The organism is Streptomyces sp. ADI96-02 (assembly GCF_003846185.1).
In the GTDB taxonomy this organism is placed as follows: Bacteria; Actinomycetota; Actinomycetes; order Streptomycetales; family Streptomycetaceae; genus Streptomyces.
Genome location: NZ_ML123034.1, coordinates 330,670 through 351,922, shown reverse-complemented (window position 1 = coordinate 351,922; position 21,253 = coordinate 330,670). Strand labels below are relative to the sequence as shown.

The 21,253-nt window shown below is 72.7% G+C and carries 20 protein-coding genes and 4 pseudogenes; 17 read left to right on the top strand and 7 right to left on the bottom strand.

Translation table 11 applies throughout. The features are described from left to right. Positions 1-26: 26 nt before the first annotated feature. Entirely contained in the window at positions 27-623 is a 597-nt protein-coding gene (locus EES43_RS01530) for a carbonic anhydrase (protein ID WP_124266967.1), read from the bottom strand. A gap of 431 nt (positions 624-1,054) precedes the next feature. On the opposite strand from EES43_RS01530, the gene EES43_RS01525 reads away from it, so the two are divergent. Continuing rightward, entirely contained in the window at positions 1,055-1,312 is a 258-nt protein-coding gene (locus tag EES43_RS01525; RefSeq protein WP_124266966.1) for a hypothetical protein, read from the top strand. A gap of 5 nt (positions 1,313-1,317) precedes the next feature. Here EES43_RS01525 and EES43_RS01520 read toward each other — a convergent pair whose 3' ends face one another. Continuing rightward, positions 1,318-3,207 (bottom strand): ABC transporter ATP-binding protein, encoded by a 1,890-nt coding sequence (locus tag EES43_RS01520; RefSeq protein WP_124266965.1) that lies wholly within the window; start codon positions 3,205-3,207, stop codon positions 1,318-1,320. A 217-nt stretch (positions 3,208-3,424) separates the two neighbouring features. Between EES43_RS01520 and EES43_RS01515 the strand changes: the two genes are divergently transcribed. The 3 genes from EES43_RS01515 (at position 3,425) to EES43_RS01505 (ending at position 5,808) form a co-directional block, all read left to right on the top strand. Beyond that, positions 3,425-4,045, top strand: a complete 621-nt coding sequence (locus EES43_RS01515) for a DUF6629 family protein (RefSeq protein WP_124266964.1) — start codon at positions 3,425-3,427, stop codon at positions 4,043-4,045. A 178-nt stretch (positions 4,046-4,223) separates the two neighbouring features. After that, entirely contained in the window at positions 4,224-5,018 is a 795-nt protein-coding gene (locus EES43_RS01510) for an SDR family NAD(P)-dependent oxidoreductase (RefSeq protein ID WP_124266963.1), read from the top strand. A gap of 91 nt (positions 5,019-5,109) precedes the next feature. Further along, positions 5,110-5,808 carry a ribonuclease H family protein gene (locus EES43_RS01505; protein ID WP_124266962.1) on the top strand — a complete coding sequence of 233 codons (699 nt, stop codon included), beginning with the start codon at positions 5,110-5,112 and terminating at the stop codon, positions 5,806-5,808. Between the two features lie 90 nt (positions 5,809-5,898). Here the strand turns inward: EES43_RS01505 and EES43_RS01500 are convergent, their stop codons facing one another. Then, positions 5,899-6,279 (bottom strand): ATP-binding protein, encoded by a 381-nt coding sequence (locus tag EES43_RS01500; RefSeq protein ID WP_277426085.1) that lies wholly within the window; start codon positions 6,277-6,279, stop codon positions 5,899-5,901. A gap of 168 nt (positions 6,280-6,447) precedes the next feature. Here EES43_RS01500 and EES43_RS01495 point away from each other — a divergent pair, with 168 nt between their 5' ends. The 4 genes from EES43_RS01495 (at position 6,448) to EES43_RS01480 (ending at position 9,259) form a co-directional block, all read left to right on the top strand. Beyond that, positions 6,448-7,281, top strand: coding sequence for a Scr1 family TA system antitoxin-like transcriptional regulator (locus EES43_RS01495; protein ID WP_124266960.1), 834 nt, complete (start codon positions 6,448-6,450; stop codon positions 7,279-7,281). A gap of 90 nt (positions 7,282-7,371) precedes the next feature. Continuing rightward, positions 7,372-8,469, top strand: a complete 1,098-nt coding sequence (locus EES43_RS01490) for a PP2C family protein-serine/threonine phosphatase (RefSeq protein WP_124266959.1) — start codon at positions 7,372-7,374, stop codon at positions 8,467-8,469. Between the two features lie 113 nt (positions 8,470-8,582). Next, positions 8,583-8,840, top strand: coding sequence for a WhiB family transcriptional regulator (locus EES43_RS01485; protein ID WP_124266958.1), 258 nt, complete (start codon positions 8,583-8,585; stop codon positions 8,838-8,840). Positions 8,841-8,926: 86 nt separating this feature from the next. Further along, positions 8,927-9,259 (top strand): YkvA family protein, encoded by a 333-nt coding sequence (locus tag EES43_RS01480; RefSeq protein WP_124266957.1) that lies wholly within the window; start codon positions 8,927-8,929, stop codon positions 9,257-9,259. Positions 9,260-9,373: 114 nt separating this feature from the next. Here the strand turns inward: EES43_RS01480 and EES43_RS01475 are convergent. Next, positions 9,374-9,837: pseudogene (locus tag EES43_RS01475) on the bottom strand (alcohol dehydrogenase catalytic domain-containing protein). Positions 9,838-10,088: 251 nt separating this feature from the next. After that, positions 10,089-10,505, bottom strand: a complete 417-nt coding sequence (locus tag EES43_RS01470; RefSeq protein WP_124266956.1) for an ATP-binding protein — start codon at positions 10,503-10,505, stop codon at positions 10,089-10,091. A gap of 365 nt (positions 10,506-10,870) precedes the next feature. Between EES43_RS01470 and EES43_RS01465 the strand changes: the two are divergent. Then, positions 10,871-11,446, top strand: a pseudogene (locus EES43_RS01465) (LamG domain-containing protein); the annotation flags it as partial. 114 nt (positions 11,447-11,560) lie between these two features. Here the strand turns inward: EES43_RS01465 and EES43_RS01460 are convergent. Further along, on the bottom strand, positions 11,561-13,732 hold the full coding sequence (locus EES43_RS01460; RefSeq protein ID WP_164493100.1) for a hypothetical protein: 2,172 nt from the start codon (positions 13,730-13,732) through the stop codon (positions 11,561-11,563). A gap of 461 nt (positions 13,733-14,193) precedes the next feature. Between EES43_RS01460 and EES43_RS01455 the strand changes: the two are divergent. The 3 genes and pseudogenes from EES43_RS01455 to EES43_RS01445 form a co-directional block, all read left to right on the top strand. Continuing rightward, a pseudogene (locus EES43_RS01455) lies at positions 14,194-14,391 on the top strand (ABC transporter permease); the annotation flags it as partial. Then, positions 14,387-14,860 (top strand): annotated as a pseudogene (locus EES43_RS01450) (substrate-binding domain-containing protein); the annotation flags it as partial. The pseudogenes EES43_RS01455 and EES43_RS01450, both read left to right, overlap by 5 nt. Before the next feature lie 106 nt (positions 14,861-14,966). Next, complete coding sequence (locus EES43_RS01445) at positions 14,967-15,383, top strand: acyl-CoA thioesterase (protein ID WP_124266954.1); 417 nt, start codon at positions 14,967-14,969, stop codon at positions 15,381-15,383. A gap of 9 nt (positions 15,384-15,392) precedes the next feature. On the opposite strand, the gene EES43_RS01440 is transcribed toward EES43_RS01445, so the two are convergent. Further along, positions 15,393-15,926, bottom strand: coding sequence for an EF-hand domain-containing protein (locus tag EES43_RS01440; protein ID WP_124266953.1), 534 nt, complete (start codon positions 15,924-15,926; stop codon positions 15,393-15,395). A 334-nt stretch (positions 15,927-16,260) separates the two neighbouring features. Between EES43_RS01440 and EES43_RS01435 the strand changes: the two genes are divergently transcribed. From EES43_RS01435 to EES43_RS01415, 5 genes are all read left to right on the top strand, one after another. Then, positions 16,261-17,034 (top strand): helix-turn-helix domain-containing protein, encoded by a 774-nt coding sequence (locus tag EES43_RS01435; protein ID WP_124266952.1) that lies wholly within the window; start codon positions 16,261-16,263, stop codon positions 17,032-17,034. A 281-nt stretch (positions 17,035-17,315) separates the two neighbouring features. Then, on the top strand, positions 17,316-18,347 hold the full coding sequence (locus tag EES43_RS01430) for an iron-siderophore ABC transporter substrate-binding protein (protein WP_124266951.1): 1,032 nt from the start codon (positions 17,316-17,318) through the stop codon (positions 18,345-18,347). Then, positions 18,344-19,387, top strand: coding sequence for a FecCD family ABC transporter permease (locus EES43_RS01425; protein WP_124266950.1), 1,044 nt, complete (start codon positions 18,344-18,346; stop codon positions 19,385-19,387). The genes EES43_RS01430 and EES43_RS01425 overlap by 4 nt, the downstream gene beginning before the upstream one ends. Then, a complete protein-coding gene (locus EES43_RS01420; RefSeq protein ID WP_124266949.1) occupies positions 19,384-20,436 on the top strand; it encodes a FecCD family ABC transporter permease in 1,053 nt (350 codons plus the stop codon). Before EES43_RS01425 ends, EES43_RS01420 begins: the two co-directional genes overlap by 4 nt. Next, positions 20,433-21,253: ABC transporter ATP-binding protein (locus EES43_RS01415; RefSeq protein ID WP_164493099.1), on the top strand; the 821-nt coding region annotated here is incomplete at its 3' end. The genes EES43_RS01420 and EES43_RS01415, both read left to right, overlap by 4 nt.

The window sequence follows — 21,253 nt, the reverse complement described above, 5'->3', positions numbered from 1 at the left end:
CCGGGCGCGTGGGGGGCGGGAAGCCGTCAGAGGCGGCCGAAGGACGGGCCGCTCTCCGGGCGGTGAACGCTGACGGAGCCGGTGTCCACTTCGTAGTACCAGGCGTGCAGGCCGAGGGTGCCCTCCTGGAGCCGCTCGCGTACCGCGGGGTATCCCCGCAGGGTGTCGAGCTGGGCCAGAGCGTGCGCCTGGACCGCCTGGGGCAGGTTGTCGGCCCCGGGCGCCGAGGTTCTGCCGTCGGTGGCGTGCGCCAGCCAGTCGCGGACGGCGGGCATGGAGGAGAGGTCGTCCCCGCGGACGACGGCGCCCACCGCGCCGCAGTGCGAGTGGCCGCACACCACGATGTCGCGCACCTGGAGCATGCGGAGCGCGTACTCGATGGTCGCCGCCTCGCCCGCGGGGCGGTCGTGGGTGGGGTAGGGCGGGACGATGTTGCCCGCCGTGCGGAGTTCGAAGAGCTGACCGGGCCGGGCGCCGGTGAACAGCGAGGGAACGACGCGGGAATCGGAACAGCTGACGAAGAGGACTTCCGGGGCCTGCCCGTGCGCGAGCCGCTCGAAATCCTTTGCGTTGGCGGCGACGTGCTCGGTGAAAGTCCGGGCGTGTTCGACGAGTGACTGCATGGTGGCCTGCCTCCTGCGTCCGGGGGTTCCGGAAAGCGGTGTGGTCGGGTCATATTGACGAATGCACGGATGAAATCCGCATGGATGTTCGGGTGGGAGGGCTGCGCCTCACCTTGTGGTTCGCCGGGGGGAGGGCATGCTTCGTGGGCATGTCCGGCCGTTCCGGCATGTGCGGGGGGATACCGCTACGACCGAGCATATAGACAAGAACTTTGCTATCGCATTACCTTCTCGTGAAGATGTGTGAATGCGCCACCCCAGTCATTCATTCGGCTTGTTCTTTGTGATTGCCAATGGGTCGGCGAGCGCGTGGGCGGTGGTCAGGCACGCCGGCGCGCTCCGGCGCCACGCGTGCGGGTGAGTACGCCGGGACGGTGCCGCTGAGTACCTTCTCCGATGCCGGCGGCCCCGGCCGCTGCTCGTATGGGCCCATGGACTCCGAAGCGCCGCGCCACCCCCGCATCCAGCACGTCACCACCGCGAGCACCGCCCTGGCCGTCACCCTGCTCCCGCTCGTCGTCGGCGTGCTGCTGGCCAAGACGCTCGCGGCCGATCCGATGGGCCCGGTGAACGCGATGGTGACGGGCGGACACCGGCCGCGGGTGCCGCCGAGGGCGTGGCCCAGTTGCGGCCGGCACGCCCTGCGGCACTGGCGCGGCGGCCGGCGCGTCCTGGCCGGCCGCTCCTGAGCCGGTCAGCCGACGAGCGGCCGGATCTCGTCGGACGGCCGCTCGAACTGCGTGCGGTGCAGCTCCGCGTACCGTCCGCCCGCCGCCAGCAGTTCGGTGTGCGTGCCCTGTTCGACGACGCGCCCCTCCTCGACGACCAGGATCAGGTCCGCCGCGCGGACGGTGGACAGCCGGTGGGCGATCACCACGGCGGTCCGCCCCTCCAACGCCTCGGCCAGGGCCTCCTGGACGGCGGCCTCGGAGGTGGAGTCGAGGTGCGCGGTCGCCTCGTCCAGGATGACCACCCGCTGACGGGCCAGCAGCAGCCGGGCGATGGTCAGGCGCTGACGTTCGCCGCCGGAGAGCCGGTAGCCGCGCTCGCCCACCACCGTGTCCAGCCCCTCGGGCAGCGAGGCGATCAGGCCGTCGAGCCGTGAGCGGCGCAGGGCGTCCCGGAGGTCGTCCTCGGACGCGTCGGGCCGCGCGATGAGCAGGTTGGCCCGTACGGATTCGTGGAAGAGGTGGCCGTCCTGCGTGACCATGCCCAGCGTGTCCCGGATCGAGTCGGCGCTCAGATCGCGCACGTCGACGCCGTTCAGCCGTACGGAGCCGGCGTCAACGTCGTACAGCCGGGGCAGGAGCTGCGCGATCGTCGACTTGCCCGCTCCCGAGGAACCCACCAGGGCGATCATCCGGCCGGGCTCGGCGCGGAAGGACACCTCGTGCAGGACGGGGGAGCCGCCCCGGTCGTCGAGCGTGGCCACGTCCTCCAGCGAGGCCAGGGAGACCTTGTCCGCCGACGGGTAGCCGAACGAGACACGGTCGAACTCCACCGACACGGGCCCTTCCGGCACCGGGCGGGCGTCCGCACGCTGCTCGATCAGCGGCTTCAGGTCCAGGACCTCGAAGACCCGCTCGAAGCTCACCAGCGCGCTCATCACCTCGACCCGCGCCCCGGCCAGCGCGGTGAGCGGGGAGTACAGGCGCGTCAGCAGCAGGGCCAGCGCCACGACCGCGCCCGGCTCCAGGCTGCCGCGCAGCGCGTAGAACCCGCCCAGTCCGTAGACCAGGGCGAGCGCCAGAGCGGAGACCAGGGTGAGCGCGGTGATGAAGGCGGACTGGGCCATGGCCGTACGGACCCCGATGTCGCGGACCAGGCTGGCCCGCTCGGCGAACGCCGCGGACTCCTCGGACGGGCGTCCGAACAGCTTCACCAGCGTGGCGCCGGGTGCGGAGAACCGTTCGGTCATCTGCGCGCCCATGGCCGCGTTGTGGTGGGCGGCCTCCCGCTGGAGTCCGGCCATCCTGGCCCCGGTCCGGCGGGCCGGGACGACGAACACCGGCAGCAGGACCAGGGAGAGCAGGGTGATCTGCCACGAGATCGTGAGCATCACACCGAGCGTCAGCACCAGCGTGACGAGGTTGGAGACGACGCCGGACAGCGTGTTGCTGAACGCGCGCTGAGCCCCGATCACGTCGTTGTTGAGCCGGCTGACCAGCGCGCCGGTACGGGTGCGGGTGAAGAAGGCCACCGGCATCCGCTGCACGTGATCGAAGACCGCCGTGCGCAGGTCGAAGATCAGCCCCTCGCCGAGGGTGGCCGACAACCAGCGCGTGAGGAGGCCGAGTCCGGCCTCGGCGACCGCGATCAGCGCGATCAGCAGAGCCAGGCGGGTGACCGTACCGGTGTCCGAGCCCCGCACGATCGAGTCGACCACGCGCCCGGCCAGGATCGGCGTGGCGACCGCGAGCAGCGCGGTGGCGACGCTGAGCAGCAGGAACCGCTGGATCTGACGCCGATGAGGACGTGCGAAGTCCGCGATGCGGCGTACGGTCGCCCGGGAGAAGGGCCGCCGGTCCTGCTGGGCGGTCATCGCGCTGTGCAGCGAGTTCCACGCCGTGATTTCCATGTCCATGGGGCGCTCCGGTCTCTGATGGCCTGCCTGCGGATCCCGTCGGCCGGCACGGCCACCGGGTGCGCCGAGAACGCTAGGACCTCAAGCTTGATTCAGGTCAAGAGGGCGCGGGGAGCGCGTGGTTCGCCCGGTCGCGCCACCGCACGGCCGGGGCGCGGTGGCCGTAGCGTGACCGCGTGACGACCCGTCCGAGCGGGTCCGGGCCCGGGGTGACGCCATGTGCTGGAACGCGACCGCCGATCTGGTGGCCGGAACGGGTATCGCGACGGTCGGCGCGGTCGCGCTCGTGTGCGCCCGGCGCGTCCGCGATCTCCCGCTGGCCGCGCTGCCGCTGCTCCTCGGGGCCCACCAGGTCGTCGAGTCCGTCGTCTGGCACGCCGGCGGCGGAAGCGGGCCCGCCACCCTCGCCTGGGCGGTGATCGCCCTGCCGCTGCTGGCCCTCTGGGTCCCGGTGGGCGTGCTCTGCGCCGCGCCGGAGCGGGCCCGGCGGCGGCTGGCGGCTCCGCTCGCGTCGGGTGCGGTCACCGCCGCGTTCCTCGCCCACGCGCTGAGCGTCCGGCCCGTGAGCGCCGAGGTGCGCGGACACGCTCTCGGTTACGCCCTCGACCTTCCGTACGCGCCGCTGCTCGTCGCCGGCTATCTCCTCGCCACGGTCGGCGCGCTGCTGCTCTCCGGCGACCGCGGTCTGCGGCTCCTGGGAGTCCTGGTGGCGGTGGGCGCGGCCCTGTCCGTGGCGTGGTGGCGGCTGGAGTTCGTCTCGACCTGGTGCGCGTTCGCCGCGGTCTGCTCCGTGGTGCTGCTCGGCTGGGTGCGCCGGGAGCCCCGGGCGGCGGCCTGACGGCATGCGGGTGCGGCTGGGCGGGTACGGCTGTGGGGAAGGCTCGACGGTGTGCTCGTCAGGGAGCGGGGAGCGGGAAGCCGGCCGCCGCTCTCGTCGGGCACGCCGGCGTGCGCCCGGCAGGTGGTGCGGGCCCGGAGTGAGAGTGCGACCGTGGTGACGAAAGGGCTGAAGAGACGTGCGTATTGATCTGACAGGGAAGAACGCGCTGGTGACCGGTTCCTCGCAGGGCATCGGCCTCGCGATCGCCACCGGTCTCGCGGAGGCGGGCGCGTCGGTCGTCCTGACCGGGCGCGGGCAGGACCGTCTGGACGCCGCCGCCGCCTCCCTGCGCGCCCAGGTCGAGGACGCCGCCGTGGACACGCTGGCCTGCGACCTGACCACCGAGGAGGGGGCCGCGGAACTCGGCGGGGCGCTTCCGGAGGTGGACGTGCTCGTCAACAACCTCGGCGTCTTCGGGGCCCGGCCGCCGCTGGAGATCACGGACCGGGAGTGGCAGACGTACTTCGACACGAACGTGCTCAGCGCGGTCCGGCTGATCCGCCGCTACCTGCCCGGGATGACCGGGCGGGGATGGGGGCGGGTGCTCAACATCGCCAGCGACTCCGCCCTCGTGATCCCCATCGAGATGATCCACTACGGCATGTCGAAGACCGCGCTGCTCGCCGTCTCGCGCGGGTTCGCCAAGGAGGCCGCCGGGACCGGTGTGACGGTGAACTCCGTGATCGCGGGACCCACGCACACCGGCGGGGTGGAGGACTTCGTCTACGAACTCGTCGACAAGGACCTCCCCTGGGCTCAGGCGCAGCGCGAGTTCATGCGGCTGCACCGCCCGCAGTCGCTGCTCCAGCGGCTGATCGAGCCCGAGGAGATCGCCCATCTCGTGGTCTACCTCAGTTCCCAGCAGGCGTCCGCGACGACCGGGGCCGCCGTGCGGGTGGACGGCGGCTACGTCGACTCGATCGTCCCCTGAGCGGACCGGCCCGGCGGAGCGCCCGAGCGCGCCGGACCTCCCCGGGCCCGGGGAGGTCCGGACGGTCATGCGGGGCTGGCATGATCGAGGAATGAACGAGAGCATCATCGCCGCGTGCGACGGGGCGTCCAAGGGGAATCCGGGGCCGGCGGCCTGGGCGTGGGTCGTCGCGGACGCGCAGGGCGACCCCGTCCGCTGGGAGGCGGGCCCGCTCGGCGCCGCGACGAACAACGTGGCCGAGCTGACGGCGCTGGCCGAGCTTCTGGAGTCCACCGACCCCGCGACCCCCGTCGAGGTCCGCATGGATTCGCAGTACGCGATGAACGCGGTGACGAAGTGGCTGCCGGGCTGGAAGCGCAACGGCTGGAAGACCTCGGGCGGCAAGCCGGTCGCCAACCGCGAGCTGGTCACGCGGATCGACGGCCTGCTCGCCGACCGGACGGTGACGTTCCGCTACGTGCCCGCGCACCAGGTGGACGGAGACCCGCTCAACGCGCTCGCCGACCAGGCCGCGAGCGAGGCCGCCGTCGCACAGCGGCCGGCCGGCACGGTGCACGGCGCTTCGGCCCTGCCGGTGCCCGCCCCCGCCCGCTCGACCAAGGGCCGCACGGACACCGCCGGGGGCGACAGCGGCAAGGGCGCGTCCCGCGGACGGTCCGCGGCGACGATCAAGGCGCGGTACGCGGGCCGCTGCCACTGCGGCAGGCCGTACGCGGCCAAGGACACGATCGCGAAGAACCCGAACGGCTGGGGCCACCCCGAGTGCCGGACGGCTCCCGCCGGGGTCTGATACCCCGGCGCGACCCTACCGCGGCTCCGCCCCGGCCCCGGCCGCCGCCCCGGTCTCCGCCGGGCGCGGCGCGCGGGCCCGGCCCGGCCGTCAGACGTCGGCCCACACCAGCTGACCGGCCAGCGCCGCGCGGGTGCCCCAGCGGGCCGCCAGCGCGTCGACGAGCACCAGACCCCTGCCGTCCTCCGACAGATGGGCGTACAGCTCGCCGGCGTCGGCGGATTCCGCCTCGTCGGCCGGGGGCCGCGGGGCCGGGATCCGGGCCCGGCCGCGGTTCCAGACGCAGATGCGCACGCCGTCCGCCGAACGGAGCAGCCGGCAGCGGATCCGGCGGGTGGTGGTGTGCTGCAGGGCGTTGGTGACCAGTTCCGTCACGATCAGGGCCGCGGAATCGACGCGGTCCGCCGGTTCGCCCCAGGCCCGCATCGCCTCCTGGACGCGATGGCGGGCTTCCGGAACTCCTCCCGGCAGCCGGGGGACCCACCAGCTGTGTGCCCCTCTGGCGTAGCCGCGGTCCGGAGCGCGCTCTGCGCAGCTGACTATTTCCGACATGTATGCACTCTCGGTGCAAAACGCGTACTTTGCAAGTGGCAGAATCCACAGCGCCCCGCTCCGGGGCCCGACGGCGAAGGCGGAAGCATGCGAGCCCGTTCCGGTCCGACCGTGGAGCACCGCGTCCTGGCGGTCCGGCTCCGCCTGCTGCGCGAACGCGCGGGTGTGAGCCTCGGGACCGCCGCGGAGGCGCTGGACGCCCACCCCGCCACCGTGCGGCGGATCGAACGGGCCGAGACCGGGCTGGACGCCCGGCAGGTCGCCGAGCTGCTGCGCTGCTACGGGGCGCCGCCGGACGTCGCCGAGCCGATCATGGCAGGTCTGGCAGCCGCCAGCCTGCCCGGCTGGTGGCACCGGTGGCGCGACGCGATGGAGCCCTGGCAGCAGGAGGTCATCGGCGTCGAGTCCTCGGCGAGCCTCGTGCGCACCTGGCACCCCGCCCTCGTGCCCGAACTGCTGCGCACCCCCGCCTACGCCGCCGCCCTGTACCGGATGCGGTACCCCGACGACGGCCCCGCCCGGGTGGAGCGGCGCGTCGAGCTGCTGCGGGAGCGGCGGCGGCGGATGCGCGAGCGGGGCGCGGCCCTCTGGGCGCTGCTCCCGGCCGCCGCCCTGCACACGGTCGTCGACGGAAGGGAGACGATGGCCCGGCAGCGGGAGGTCCTGGCCGAGGCCATGGCCGAGCAGCACGTCACCGTACAGGTGGTGCCGCTGGACCACCCGCCCCACGCCCTGACCGGCATGCCGGTCGTCCACCTGCTGCGGGTGCCCGCGCCCGAGATCGGCGACCAGGCCGTCCTGGAGACGCCCGGGGTGCGCGTCGAACTCATCGACGACCCCGAAACCGTCACGGCCCACCGCATCCGCCTCGACGCCGCCTGCGCCGCCGCGCCGCCCGCCGGTGTCGCGCTGCCGGACTGACCGGACTGACCGGACTGAGGAGCGCCGAGGGCGCGTCCGCTCGGCCGCCGCCGGGATGCGGAGTGGGGCCGCGCCGTACAGCGTGGGGGAGTGGTGCAGTTGCGCATGACCCAGTGGATCCCGGCCGGGGTCGTCGTGCTGGCTGTCGTGATCGATCTGTCGACCCCGAGGAACGTGAGCTCCGCGCCCCTGCTGATGGCCGCGCCCGTCGCCGCCGCTCCGCTGCTCCGGCCGGCGGGCATCGTCGCCGTCGGCATCCTCGCGATGATCGTCCACGAGTTGCTGGCCTGGGTCGACGGCACCTTCGGGTGGCACCAGGGCCTGGCCAACCAGATCACCCTGGTGGCCGTCACGGTACTGGCCGTCCTCATCAACCGGGCGCTGGAGGGCCAGAACGCCCGCACCCGGCGCGCCCGGCAGATCGCCGCCGTGGCCCAGCGGGCGGTGCTGCCGACGCCGCCCTCCCGGATCGGGGACCTCGCGATCGCCGCCCGTTACGTACCGGCCGAGGACGAGGCGGTGATCGGCGGCGACCTCTACGTCGTACAGGAGACCCCGCACGGGGTGCGCCTCATGGTCGGGGACGTCCGGGGCAAGGGGCTGGGGGCGGTGAGCGCCGTCAGTGCCGACCTCGGCGCGTTCCGGTACGCGGCCGACGAAGCGGAGGACCTCACCAGCCTGGTGGACTCGCTGGAGCGCGCCCTCCTGCGCGAGGGCGTCCGGCGCGGGGGCCAGGAGCGGGACGAGGGCTTCACCACCGCGCTGATCGCCCAGTTCGACGCGGACCTGGCCGTCGTGCGCCTGGCCAACCGGGGACACCCGCCGCCGGTGCTGCTCGACGTCCGGGGGACGGCCACCGTCCTGGAGCCGTCGGAGGAGGCCCCGCCGCTGGGCATGGGCGCGCTGGGGACCTGGTCGTTTCCGGTCGACGCCTTCCCCTTCCCGCCCGGTGCCACGCTCGTCTGCTTCACGGACGGGGTGACCGAGGCGCGCGACGAGTCGGGGACGTTCTACGACGCCGCCGTACGCCTGCCCCTCCTGCTCCGCCGGCGGGCGCTGACCGGAGACCCGGCCACTCCGGCGCAGATCCTCCGCCTGCTGACCGAGGACGTCAGCCGGCACACCGGCGGCAGGATCCAGGACGATCAGGCGCTCCTGGCACTGCGCCGCCCGGTCGACCGTCCCTGAATCGCATCGCTTTCACCCCCGCCGACGTGTTTGAGGCGGCGATCGTCGGTCACCCGCACGGTACGCCCGTACGGCACGCCCTACGGCACGCATCGACATCGGGAGTGGGAACCATGGAGAACTGGCGCACGCACGCGGCCTGCCGCGAGGAGGACCCCGACCTGTTCTTCCCGATCGGGAGCACGGGCCCGGCCATCGTCCAGGTCGAGGAGGCCAAGGCGGTCTGCCGGACCTGCCCCGTCCAGGCGCAGTGCCTGGAATGGGCCCTGGAGAACGGCCAGGACTCCGGAGTCTGGGGAGGCATGTCCGAGAACGAGCGGCGCACGCTGAAGCGGCGCAGCCGCCGGAAGGCCCACCGCGCCGCCCACTGAGCGCGCGGCGCGCCCGCCGGACGGCGAAGCGGCGACACTTCGGGTGCGCCCTCGTCATCCGGGCCGGAGCGGGTACACGATGAGCCATGGACACCACCACCGTCTGGCTCGCCGTCGGCGCCGTCGCCGCGCTGATCACCCTGGCCCTGGCCGCGGTTCTGCTGGTCCGCGTGTTCCGGGCCAGGAAGCTGCTGCTGCGGGCCGGGGTGCCGCTGCGCGACAAGGCGCTGGTCTGGGCGGCCGTGATCTACACCGTGTCACCGGTGGATCTGCTGCCCGACCCCGTCTACCTCGACGACATCGGATTCCTGCTGCTCGCCCTGCGCTCCCTGCACTCCGCCGCCTCGGCGGCCGGCCTCGGCCGGACCGGAACGCGGGCCGCCGCCCCGGCCGAGCGGCGGCCCGACGCCGTACGGTGAACGGCCGCGCCGTGACGCGACGAGACACCGAAACACCTGGGGACGCTCGCCACGCAGACCCGCACGTTGAGAGTTGCCGACCCCGTGGGCCTGTCCGGATACAGATCGGCCTGTTCAGACGCGGATCACGATCTTTTTTCGGGTGCGTCCGCGCTCGGCGTGCGCGTGGGCGTCGGCGATCCGCTCCAGGGGGTAGGCCCGTTCGATAGGAGGTGTGTGGCGGCCTTGCCCGCCCAGTTCCGCGGCTGCGGACAGGAGGGTGGAGTCGGTCACCGCGTTGACCACATGCGTGCCCAGGCGCTGCCGGCCGTAACGCAGCCCAGTCCGAGGACCCGGTCGCCGATGCCCACCCCCCGCACTCCGTCGCCGATCTCGTCGACCACACCGGCGCCTTCGCGCCCGGGAATGTCGGGCAGATCCAGGGGGAAGATCTGGTGCGGGGCGCCGGAGCGCAGCTTCCAGTCGATGGGATTGACGCCGGCCGCCGCGACGCGGACACGAATCTCACCGGGTCCGGGGTGGGGGTCGGGGACCTGCTCGACCACCGGATGAGTGAGGTTGCCGAGCGGGCGGGGCAGCGCGGGTGACCAGGGGAGCAGCGAAAGCCTCCGCCGTCTCCCCGGCCGGAAGCCCTTTGATGTTGAAGGCATCAAGTCTGTTCGCCGAGTTGGGCCGGGCCTTCACAGCTTCAAGATCATTCCGTGGCCCTCTTGGGCTCATCTCGGCGATACCCCGGGGACGTTCGCGGCGGGTGACGCCGGCGACCTCCCAGGCGTCCGGCAGCGGCCCTTCTCCACTTCTCGCCAGCGGCCGACGCCTACCGCTGACGTCAGCGGGGGACGGTGGCCAGGATGACCTTGCCGCCGTCGGGGGCCCTGCGGACCCGCACCTCCTGGGCCAGCCGCTGGACCATGGGCCATCCGAAACCGCCGGTGCGGCCCGTCAGGTCGGGCGTCCGGTCCTGCGGATGCGCCGGGCTCGGGTCGGTGACCCGGACGTGCACGCCCGCGCGGTCGGCGGTCAGCCACAGCGCCGTGACCGCTCCCGCGTGCCGGACGGCGTTGGTGACCAGTTCCGAGACGAGAAGCAGCAGGTTCTGGACCATGTGCGCGGTCGGAGCGGGATGGAGCCGCGCGACGAAGGCGCTGACGGCGTCCCGCGCGTCGGCGGCCCTCTCCGGGCGGCACACGAAATCGGTACGGGTGTTCCCGTCCGGTGAGAAAGTCATCAGAATGTGGTCATTCATCGCGTTCACCCCGTCAAGTGAGCTATCCGGCTGAAGTCCGGGTACCCCGGAAACCGCGTTTCAATGAGTGCGCTGCCGGGCGACGCGGCCGACGCGGCGTCAGGCGCCCGCGCCGACCGGGGTTCGCGCAGGTCGAGGAGGCCGGAGGAACGTCGGGCGGGTGAGGCGTCGGGAGCGATGCCCGGGGAGGCATCCGCACCCGCTTTCCATCGTTGAAGAACTCTGTGCAGGACCGTTGTGGACCGTTTGGCGCTGTGGCTCAATGTTCGACCATGTGCGGTGCCTCACAGGTGCGAGGCACTTCGGCTCTTCGGCGAGGACGGTGCCTTGAGAGAACAACTACCGCACCAACGTGCCCTGTTCAGGGTTCTGACCTGCGCAGCGGCCCCAACAAGGCCCACCTGGCCCTGACCGGCGGCGCGTCCTGGACGCCGGGTGTGCGCGGCTCCGCCCTGGACTTCGACGGTGCGGGCCAGTACGCGCGGACCGCAGGACCGGTCGTGGACACCACGAAGGACTGCACCGTCTCCGCCTGGGCCTCGCTGGACGCCCTGCCCGGCGACTACGCCACCGCCGTCAGCCAGGACGGGCGGCGCACCGAGAACCCCTTCTACCTCCCGTACGGGCAGGGCGCGTTCGCCTTCTCCACGCCCGGCGGCAGGCGCGCCCGCCTGGAGATCACACCGGAGACCGGGAAGTGGTACCGCCTGGTCGGCGTCCGCCGGGGCGACCGCATCACGCTGTACGTCGACGGGAAGCCGGCCGCCACCACCGAAGCCGGGCCGGCGGACGTGAGCACCGGGCCGCTCTCCGTGGGCCGGGCCGGGTACGCCGGGGCCGGGGCCGACTTCTGGAGCGGCTCGGTCGACCAGGTCGCGGTCTACGACAGGGCGCTGAGCGACGACGAGGTGAGCGCACTGAACACCCGTCAGAAACCCTGAGGGCGGCTGTCCCGCCTGTATCGCGGGACAGCCGCTCTGGAGACGGGGAACAGGCCGACCGGTCTCTCCTCCGGCAGCGCAACCCGGTGCCGGAGGAGGCCGCCTGACGTCGGGTCAGCGGGCGCTGACGAGTGTGTACGTCCGTCCGTCCGGCAGTCCGGCGATCTTCACCCCGGTCCCGCCCAACGCACGGTTCCACGGGCCGCGCAGCGCCTCGAACGCGGTCCAGGAGCCGTCGGCCGCGCGGGCGGAGTGCCAGCCGACTCCGTCCGCGCCCACGGCCATGAGCTGCGTGGACCCGTTCGGCAGCGCCGCGAGCGAGACGGCCGAGGCGCGCATGGGCTTGCCTCCCCACAGCGGGTTGCCCCAGGCGGAGCCGACTCCCGCCGCGTTCTGGACCATGTGCCAGACCTGGCCGTCCTGGCCGATGGCCGCGATCTGGACGGAGCGGTCCGGCTGCGCGGCGATCGAGAGGTCGCTGCCGGCGAAGGTCGGCGAACCGCCCGTCCCGGGCAGGGTCCGCCAACCCGCCGCGGCCCACGCGCCGTCCGCGTACCGCTCGGTCAGGCGCATGGCCCCGTCCTTGCCGTAGGCGAGGACCTTGACGGAGTTGTCCGGGAGTCCGGTGACGGAGACGTCCTTGGCCTTCATGACCCGCCTGTCGTTGTCCGCGACGCCGGCCCAGCCCCCCTCCTGCCACGTGCCGTCCGGGCGGCGCAGGGTGTGCAGCAGGTTGGCGTCCTTGTCGACGGTGAGCGCTTGCAGCGTGCCGTCGGGCGTGCTCGTGAGGGCGATCGGGCCGCCGCCCAGTCTCTTGTCCGTCGCGTCGTCGTTCACGCGGGCCCAGCTCTGCCACGACCCGTCGGCCCGGCGTACGTTGTGGTACATCCGCTGGTCGTTGCCGTACGCCAGGAACTGGAGCGAGCCGTCCGGCATCGCGGCGACCGCCTGCTCGCCGCCCGCGAACTCCGACGAGCCGTACGCGCCGGGCAGCGGCGCGGCGGCGCTCCAGGCGCCACCGGTCCCGCGCTCCGCGCCCATCAGCGTGCCGGGAGCCGTGGTCGGGGTGTTGTCGGCGATGATCGCCGCGCTCATGAGGCCGGAGGCGACGGTGGTCCCGTCCCCGCGCTTGCCGCCCATGTCGACGTAGTCGATCTGCACGACGTTGGTGTTCTCCGCGATGATGGAGTGGCGCCAGTCGCCCTCCAGCTTCTTCAGCAGCCGCGTGTTGTGCTCGCGCGCCAGGTACAGCATGTAGGGCTCGCCGTCGGGCGTGTAGTCCAGACCGTGGCTGATGACCTCCCACACGGCGTCGGGGATGGCCAGCGCCGAGTCGACCGCTCCCGAGAGGACGAACAGCTTGGCCGGGTCGCCCTTGTCGTTGGCCAGCACCTGCTGGTTGCGGTCGATGGACTTGCGGCTGATCAGGTCCGTCGCGGGGTTCGGCTTGAAGGGGTTCTTCAGCGCTTCCTTCAGCAGCGAGCCCCAGTCCTTGTTCTCGACGTAGCTGTTGCGGCCCTCCGACCGGCTGCCGGGCCAGGCCCAGGACTCCGAGGTGGTGTTCTTGTTGTCGAGCAGGACGACATGCGCGCCGGCCGCCATGAACTGGTTGTACGTGGAGGTGGGCGACAGGGTGTTCCGGTCGGCCATGCGCGACGTCCCGATGGCCTGGCCGAGCAGGCGTACCGCCTCGCTGTTGGCCCCGGGGTCCTCGTTCGGCGCGGAGGTGCTGAGTTCGATCGTGACGATCTCCTTCGGGTGGGTCCGGATCCACTCGGCGATCTCGTTGATCTCGCCCCTGCGGCCGGTCGAGGGGTCGTCGAAGAACAGGCCGCCCAGCGGGCCGCCGTGGTAGGTGTACCACTGGCCGTTCTGCTTGCAGACCCGCAGGTCGAGGAAGCGCGAGCCGCCCTCCAACTGCTGCCTGATGGAGGACTTCTGCGTGATCGACAGGGTCGCGGCGATCTGCGGGTGGTCCCGCGCCAGAGTGGCCTGACTGGCGGTGTCGCAGACGCCCGACCGGTCGGTGATGCTCCAGGAGCCCGCGTTGTGGCTTCCCGGCATGATGACCTTGTTGAGCGGACGGTCGCCGATGACGCCGTCGGTCTGGCTCATCCAGCGGCTCAGGTCCAGGCTGCCCGGGTCGATCGCCCGGGCCGGGGCGGACACGGGGTCCGCCGCTACGGCGACCGGGGCGGAGACGCCGACGATCGCCAGACCGGCGGTGAACGTGGCGAGCGCCAGGGTGGTGGACGTGCCGCGGCGGCGCAGGTCATGACGGGTCATGCTGAAGGTTCCGTTCTCGAGGCGGAGCCGGGCCAAAGGACGTACCGCCGGGGCGGGGACGGCCGCGCCCGCCGGTGAGCCGGTGCGCCCGGGAGACGTCCTGGGGCGACCGGCCCCTGAATTTACGCACCTCATCCTGTGCATGACAGGCGCGGCCCGGCCCGGTGACCGGCGCCCCGGACCGGTCGCCGCCGCCCCGCGCCGACCGGTCGGGGCCCGTCCCCCTTCCTCGCAGGTCAGTGCCGTGTCCGCCGTGCTGCGCGCCGTACGGCCGCCCCGGGGTGGCGGGACGGACCGGGGGGATCGCGCATCCGAAGTGAGCGTTTCGCGCCGCAGGGAGGGCGGGGTGAGGTTTTTCGAAGGCGTCGGCACCGGTCCTGCCCCGTCCTGCCCCGGCCGCGAGCCGGTCCGTGTGCCGCCAATCCCAACTCGTCCAGGTCGCGCCCATCGTGATCGTCCCGCTCGCCCTCGCTGTCGCCTTTCTGGTGCGGCGCACCGCCTTCGGCCGGCAGATCGTCGCCATCGGCGGCAACCGCCCCGCCGCGACGCTGTCCGGACTGCCCGTCAAACGCGTCCTGACCGGCGTCCACGTCCTGTGCGGCGTGATGGCCGCGCTCGCCGGCATCCTCGCCACCGCACGCCTCACGGCCGGCGATCCACCTGGGGACGGAGGACCTGACGGCCCTCGGCGAGACGGCGCCGCTGGCGCTGCTCGGCGAGCGCGAGTACGAGGCCCCGTACGACCACATCGCCATCGAGGTCACCGACGGCTACGGCCGCGAGGACGGGGCCGCCGCCATGGCCTCGCTCCTGGACCGCGGCGAACGGCCCGACGCCGTCTTCGCCCACAACGACCTGATCGCGATCGGGGCCATGCGCACCATCACCGAACGCGGCCTGACCATCCCGGGCGACATCGCCGCGTCGGCTTCGACGACATGGAGGAGAGCCGGTACGGGACCACCACCCTCACCACCATCGCCCCCGACAAACAGGCCATCGCCCGGATCGCCGTCGACAGCCTGGTCGAACGCCTCGCCTGCACGGAAGTCGCCGAGCCGCGGCGGCCGACGCCCCGGCCACCGCCTGGTCATCCGCGAATCCACCGCCCCCCGCCCGGCTCCCTGACCGGCGACGTCCTCGTCCGTACCCTCCAGTCCGACGCCGACCACCAGCGCCACCGATCGGTCCGGGCGCGCGGAACACCCCGCCGCGCCCGGGCGTTCACGGGATCATGACCTTCTCCGTTGACGTGACCGTGCGCGGCTACGAACTCGACACCCAGGGCCACCTCAATCAGGCCGTCTACCTGCAGTACGCCGAGCACGCCCGATGGGAACTCCTCCGGGCCGCCGGCCTGCCCCAGGAGAAGCTGCTGGCCGACGGGATCGGCCCGGTGCAGTTGGAGGTCACGGTGAAGTACCGCCGGGAGCTGCGCGGCGGCGAGCGGGTACGGGTCACCTGTGCCTTCGTCTACGGCACGGGCAAGACGTTCACGATGGAGCAGCGGATCCTCAAGGAGGACGGCGAGGTGGCCGCGGAGATCATCGGCGTGGTGGGCGTCCTCGACCTCGCCGAACGCCGCCTCGTCGCCGATCCGCGGGGCCGCCTCGCCGCACTGGCCGGCGACCCGGCCCTGCTCACCGGCTGACCGACGCGGTCAGACGGCGGTGTTGACGACCAGGTGGTCGCCCGGGATGCCCGCCTTGTCGGGCGCGTAGTAGTCCTTGATCCCCTCGACCCAGGTCGCCACCTGGATCCGGTCCTGGTCCGAGGGGCCGAAGGCGTCGAAGAGCGTGTCGATGTTCGTGGGCTCGAACCCGATCGCGGTCATCAGCGCCACGAAGAGCGGGCGCTCGATCTGACCGTCGCCGTCCGGGTCCCCGAGCGCTGCCAGCGCCTCGGCGAACACGCCGATCGTCGCGTCGAAGCGCTCGGGCGACAGCACACAGGCGACGTACTCCTCGAAGGTGATCTCACCGTCCCCGTCGGCGTCGAGTTCGGTGCGCAAAGTGGTCCAGTAGCGTCGGAAGGCCGCGCGCATCGCCTCCTGGGACGCCCGGTCCGACGCGGGGGCGACCCCGACGACGCCGTCGGCCATGAGCTCGAAGTCCTCGGCCTCCAGGACGCCGTTGCCGTTGGTGTCGAGCAGGGAGAAGACGAGTGCGACCCGCCTGATGGCCTCTGTGTTCATGTGTCCCGTCACCTTTCTCCGCGCGTTCCGCGTCCGTCCGCGCGTCGTCTCTCCGCACGATCCGAGGGACCGGGCTCGCACCCGCCGCACGACACCACTGTCACGGCGGCGCACCCCGCCCGGGGCGGCTGCGGCCGGGGCTTCACCCGAAGGACGGAACGGGCCCGGCGCAAACCTCCAGGTGAAGCCCTTCGCGCGGGCGGACCGCCACCGCACGCCGGAGTGCGCGCTTCCCGGGCGCCCGCCGGAAACCGGGCCGGCACGGCACGCCCTAAGGTGAACGGATGCGAGACACTTCCGCCTGGGCCGGCTCCCGGGAGACCGGGGCAGGGGCATGACCAGGGAGACCAGGTCGCTGCCCGCCCTGGCGCCCGGCGCGGTGGACACGGCGTTCGTCATCGAGGGGTACGACGAGGTCGTCCCGCACGACACCGTCTGGGAGGACCACTCCCACCCCTTCCACGAACTCCTGTGGAACGAGCGGGGCGCCACCTCGGCGGTGGTGGGCGCGCGGATCTGGACCATCACTCCGGCGCTCGGTCTGTGGATGCCCGCCGGCACCCTGCACTCCGGATCCGCCCCGGCGGGCACGTGGTTCCGCGCCAGCTTCTTCGGCTTCCGCACCACCTCCTCGATCTCCGACGTGCCCGTCGCGGTCGAGATCACGCCGCTGCTGCGCCTGCTGCTGGAACGCCTGGGCGAACCCGGGCTGTCCGACCGGTCGCGGGCGGCGACCGAGGCGCTGGTGCTCGACGTGCTCACCCCCTCGCCCCGCGAACTCCTGGTGCAGGTCCCCACGTCGCCGCTGCTGCGGCCGATCGCCGAGGCGGTGCGCGAGAACCCGGCCGACCAGCGGTCCCTCGCGGACTGGGCGGCGGCCCTGCGGGTGAGCGCCCGCACCATCACGCGCGCGTTCAGCGCCGAGACCGGCACCAGCTTCGTGCGCTGGGTCGCCGCCGTGCGCGCCCAGCACGCGATCGACCTGCTGACCCGGGGACGGGACGTGGAGACGGTGGCCGAAGAGGTCGGCTACCGGTCCGCCAGCGCGTTCGGCGTCGCCTTCCGGCGGACGACCGGGCTGACGCCGGGGACGTTCCGGCCGGTCTGAGCCGGTCCCGGGGAAGGGCGCGGCCGGTTGCCCCGGAGGACCGCGCCACTGGTGCGCCGAGCACGGGAGCGAGCGGCCACGCCCTGCCGCGGATGTCCTGATCGCTACATCGTGTGTCTCAAACGGTTGATTGCGACAGATGGCCCTGTCTCATAAAGTGCCAAGGCAAGCCTTACCTAAGCCGCTTGTGCGCCGTGTGGTGCACCACTCCACGGCAGGCAGTCCATGCCCCGGACGTGCCAGAAGCGGCCCCCGACATCCGGAAAGCCGGGTACACACCCATGTCTTCACACCGCCTCCGCCTCGTCGTCGCGGCAGCCGCCCTCTTCGGCGTCGCCGCCTGCGGCGGTACCGCCGACTCCGACAAGAAGGGCGAGGAGAGCGCTTCGGGCGGATTCCCCCTGACCGTCGAGCACGCTCTGGGCAAGACCACCATTCCGGCCAAGCCGAAGCGCGTCGCCACCGTCAACTGGGCCAACCACGAAGTGCCCCTGGCGCTCGGCGTCGTGCCGGTGGGCATGGCCTCCGCCGACTTCGGCGACGACGACAAGGACGGCGTGCTGCCCTGGGTCGAGGAGCGGCTCGACCAGCTCAAGGCCAAGACGCCGGTACTGTTCGACGAGGCCGACGGCATCGACTTCGAGGCCGTGGCCGACACCGAGCCCGACGTGATCCTGGCCGCGTACTCCGGGCTGACCCGCAAGGACTACGACACGCTGAGCGAGATCGCGCCCGTCGTCGCCTACCCCGACGCCGCCTGGGCGACGCCGTGGCGCGAGATCGTCCGCCAGAACAGCAAGGCCATCGGACTCGCGGACGAGGGCGAGAAGCTGATCACCGAGCTGGACGGGGAGATAGCCAGGACGGCCGCCAAGTACCCGCAGCTCAAGGGCAAGTCGGCGATGTTCATGACGCACGTCGACCCCAACGACGTCAGCCAGGTCGGCTTCTACACCACGCACGACACCCGCACGCAGTTCTTCCAGGACCTCGGCATGAAGATCCCCGGCTCCATCGCCGAGGCGTCCGAGGGAACGGACAAGTTCGCCCTCACCAAGAGCGCCGAGCAGATCGACGCGTTCGACGACGTCGACATCATCACCGGCTACGGCGACGACACGGGCGAGCTGCTCAAGACGATCTCCAAGGACCCGCTCCTCTCGAAGATCCCCGCCATCGGACGCGGCTCGGCCTACCTCCTGCCCGGCAGCAGCCCCCTGGCCACCGCGGCCAACCCCACGCCGCTGTCGATCGGTTACGTGCTGGACGACTACGCCGCCGCACTCGCCGAGGCCGCGGACAAGGTCAAGTGACGGCGGTCGGCACCCGGAGCCCGTCGGACGCCGCCGCGATCCGGCGTCCGGCGGGCGTCCGCACGCTCTGGCTCCTCCTCGCCGTGCTGGCGCTGGCCGCGGTCATGGTGGCGTCCGTCGCGTTCGGCTCCCGCGACGTCCCCTGGTCCGACGTCCGGGCGGCACTCGCCGGCGCCGACGGAACACTGGGGCAGGCCGCCGCCACCAAGCGGATCCCGCGTACCGTCCTGGCTGTCGTGATCGGCGCCGCGCTCGGGCTCGCGGGCGGCGTGATGCAGGGCGTGACCCGCAACCCGCTGGCCGACCCGGGCATTCTCGGCGTCAACATGGGCGCCTCGCTCGCCGTCGTCACGGCGGTCGCGTTCTTCGGGCTCACCTCGCCCACCGGATACATCTGGGTCGCGACCGCGGGCGCCGCCCTCTCCGCCCTGTTCGTCTACACGGTCGGCACACTCGGGCGCGGCGGCGCGACCCCTCTGAAGCTGGCGCTCGCCGGGGCGGCCACGTCCGCGGCGTTCGCCTCGCTCGTCAGTGCCGTCGTGCTGCCCCGCAACGACATCGCCGGAAGCTTCAAGCTCTGGCAGATCGGCGGCGTGGGCGGCGCCTCCTTCGAACGCGTCGGACAGGTACTGCCCTTCCTCGCGGTCGGCTTCGCCGTCTGCCTGCTCTCGGCCCGCGCCCTGAACTCGCTCGCGCTCGGCGACGAACTCGCCGCCGGACTCGGCGAACGCGTCGCCGTCGCACGGGCGGTGGCCGCGCTCGGAGCCGTACTGCTGTGCGGAGCGGCGACCGCGGTCGCCGGCCCGATCGGATTCGTCGGCCTGGTGGTACCGCACGCCTGCCGACTCCTCGTCGGCGTCGACCACCGCTGGCTGCTGCCGCTCTCCGCGCTCCTGGGCGCCGTACTGCTCACCGCCGCCGACGTCGTCGGCCGGGTCGTGGCGCGCCCCGCCGAGATCGACGTGGGCATCGTGACCGCCCTGATCGGCGCGCCCTTCTTCATCTACATCGTCCGCCGGCAGAAGGTGCGTGCCCTGTGAGCGCCCCCGTCATGACGCGGCCCGCCTCCGTCGAGGCGGCCACCCGCCGACGTGTCCGCGGCGCCGCCCGCCGACGCCTCGTCGTCCTCGTCCTGGCCGTCCTGGTCGTCGCCGTGTTCACCGTGACCCTGATGGCGGGCAGGACGTTCTACCCGCCCGGCGACGTGTTCCGCGTGATCCTCGGCGAGCAGGTGCCGGGAGCGTCGTTCACGGTCGGACGCCTGCGCCTGCCGCGCGCGGTCCTCGCCGCCGTGGCCGGGTTCAGCTTCGGCCTGGCGGGCGTCACCTTCCAGACGATGCTCCGCAATCCGCTCGCCAGCCCCGACATCATCGGCATCAGCTCCGGGGCGAGCGCCGCCGCGGCGATCGCGATCGTCACCCTGTCCCTCGGCGAGGTGCAGGTGTCCGTCCTCGCCATCGCCGCCGGTCTCGGCGTGGCCCTGCTGGTCTACTCCCTGGCGTTCCGCGGCGGAGTCGTCGGCACCCGGCTCATCCTCATCGGCATCGGCATCTCCGCGATGCTCGACAGCATCACGTCCTACGTGCTGTCCCGGGCCGCCGAGTGGGACCTCCAGGAGGCCATGCGGTGGCTGACCGGCAGCCTCAACGGGGCCACCTGGGGGCAGGCGGTCCCCGCGCTGGCCGCCGCGTCCGTGCTGACCCCGCTGCTGCTGGCCCGGTCGCGCGACCTCTCCGCGCTGCAACTCGGCGACGACACCGCCGCCGCCCTCGGCGTCCGCGTCGAACGGACCCGCGTCATCGTGATCGTCGCCGCCGTCGGGCTGATCGCCTTCGCCACGGCGGCGGCCGGACCGATCGCGTTCGTGGCGTTCCTCTCCGGCCCCATCGCGGCCCGGATCGCCGGCGCGGGCCGCTCGCTGCTGGTGCCGGCCGGACTCGTCGGCGCTCTGCTGGTGCTCGTCGCCGACTTCTGCGGCCAGTTCGCCTTCGGCGAGCGCTATCCCGTCGGCGTCGTCACCGGCGTCCTCGGCGCCCCGTACCTCGTCTACCTGATCATCCGCACCAACCGGGCGGGAGGCTCGCTATGACCACCAACCACCGACTCGGCGCCGAAAGTCTCACCCTGGGCTACGGCGACCGGACGGTCGTCGCCTCGCTGGACCTGGCCGTACCGCCCGGCCGGATCACGGTGATCGTCGGCGCGAACGCCTGCGGCAAGTCCACGCTGCTGCGCTCGATGTCCCGCCTGCTGGCGCCCCGCGAGGGCCGGGTCGTCCTGGACGGCAAGGCGGTGCACCGCTTCGCCGCCAAGGAACTCGCCCGCACACTCGGCCTGTTGCCGCAGTCGCCGATCGCCCCGGAGGGCATCACCGTCTCGGACCTGGTCGGCCGGGGACGCCACCCGCACCAGGGCGTCTTCTCCCGCTGGAACGCCAACGACGACGCCGCCGTGGCGTCCGCGCTGGAGGCGACGCACACCGAAGCGCTCGCCGACCGCTCCGTCGACGAACTGTCCGGAGGGCAGCGCCAGCGGGTGTGGATCGCCATGGCCCTGGCCCAGCAGACCGATCTGCTGCTGCTGGACGAACCCACCACCTTCCTGGACGCCAGCCACCAGATCGAAGTCCTCGACCTGCTGACCGACCTCAACCGCTCGCGCGGCACCACGATCGTGATGGTGCTGCACGACCTCAACCTCGCCGCCCGGTACACGGACCACCTCATCGCCCTCGCCGACGGACGGCTGCACGCGTCGGGCTCCCCGGCCGAGGTGCTGACCGAGGAGAACGTACGGGCCGTGTTCGGCCTCGACAGCCGCATCGTCGAGGACCCGGTGTCCGGCCGTCCCCTGATGCTTCCGATCGGCCGCCACCACGTCCTGGCCGCGACCGCCCCGACCGCCCC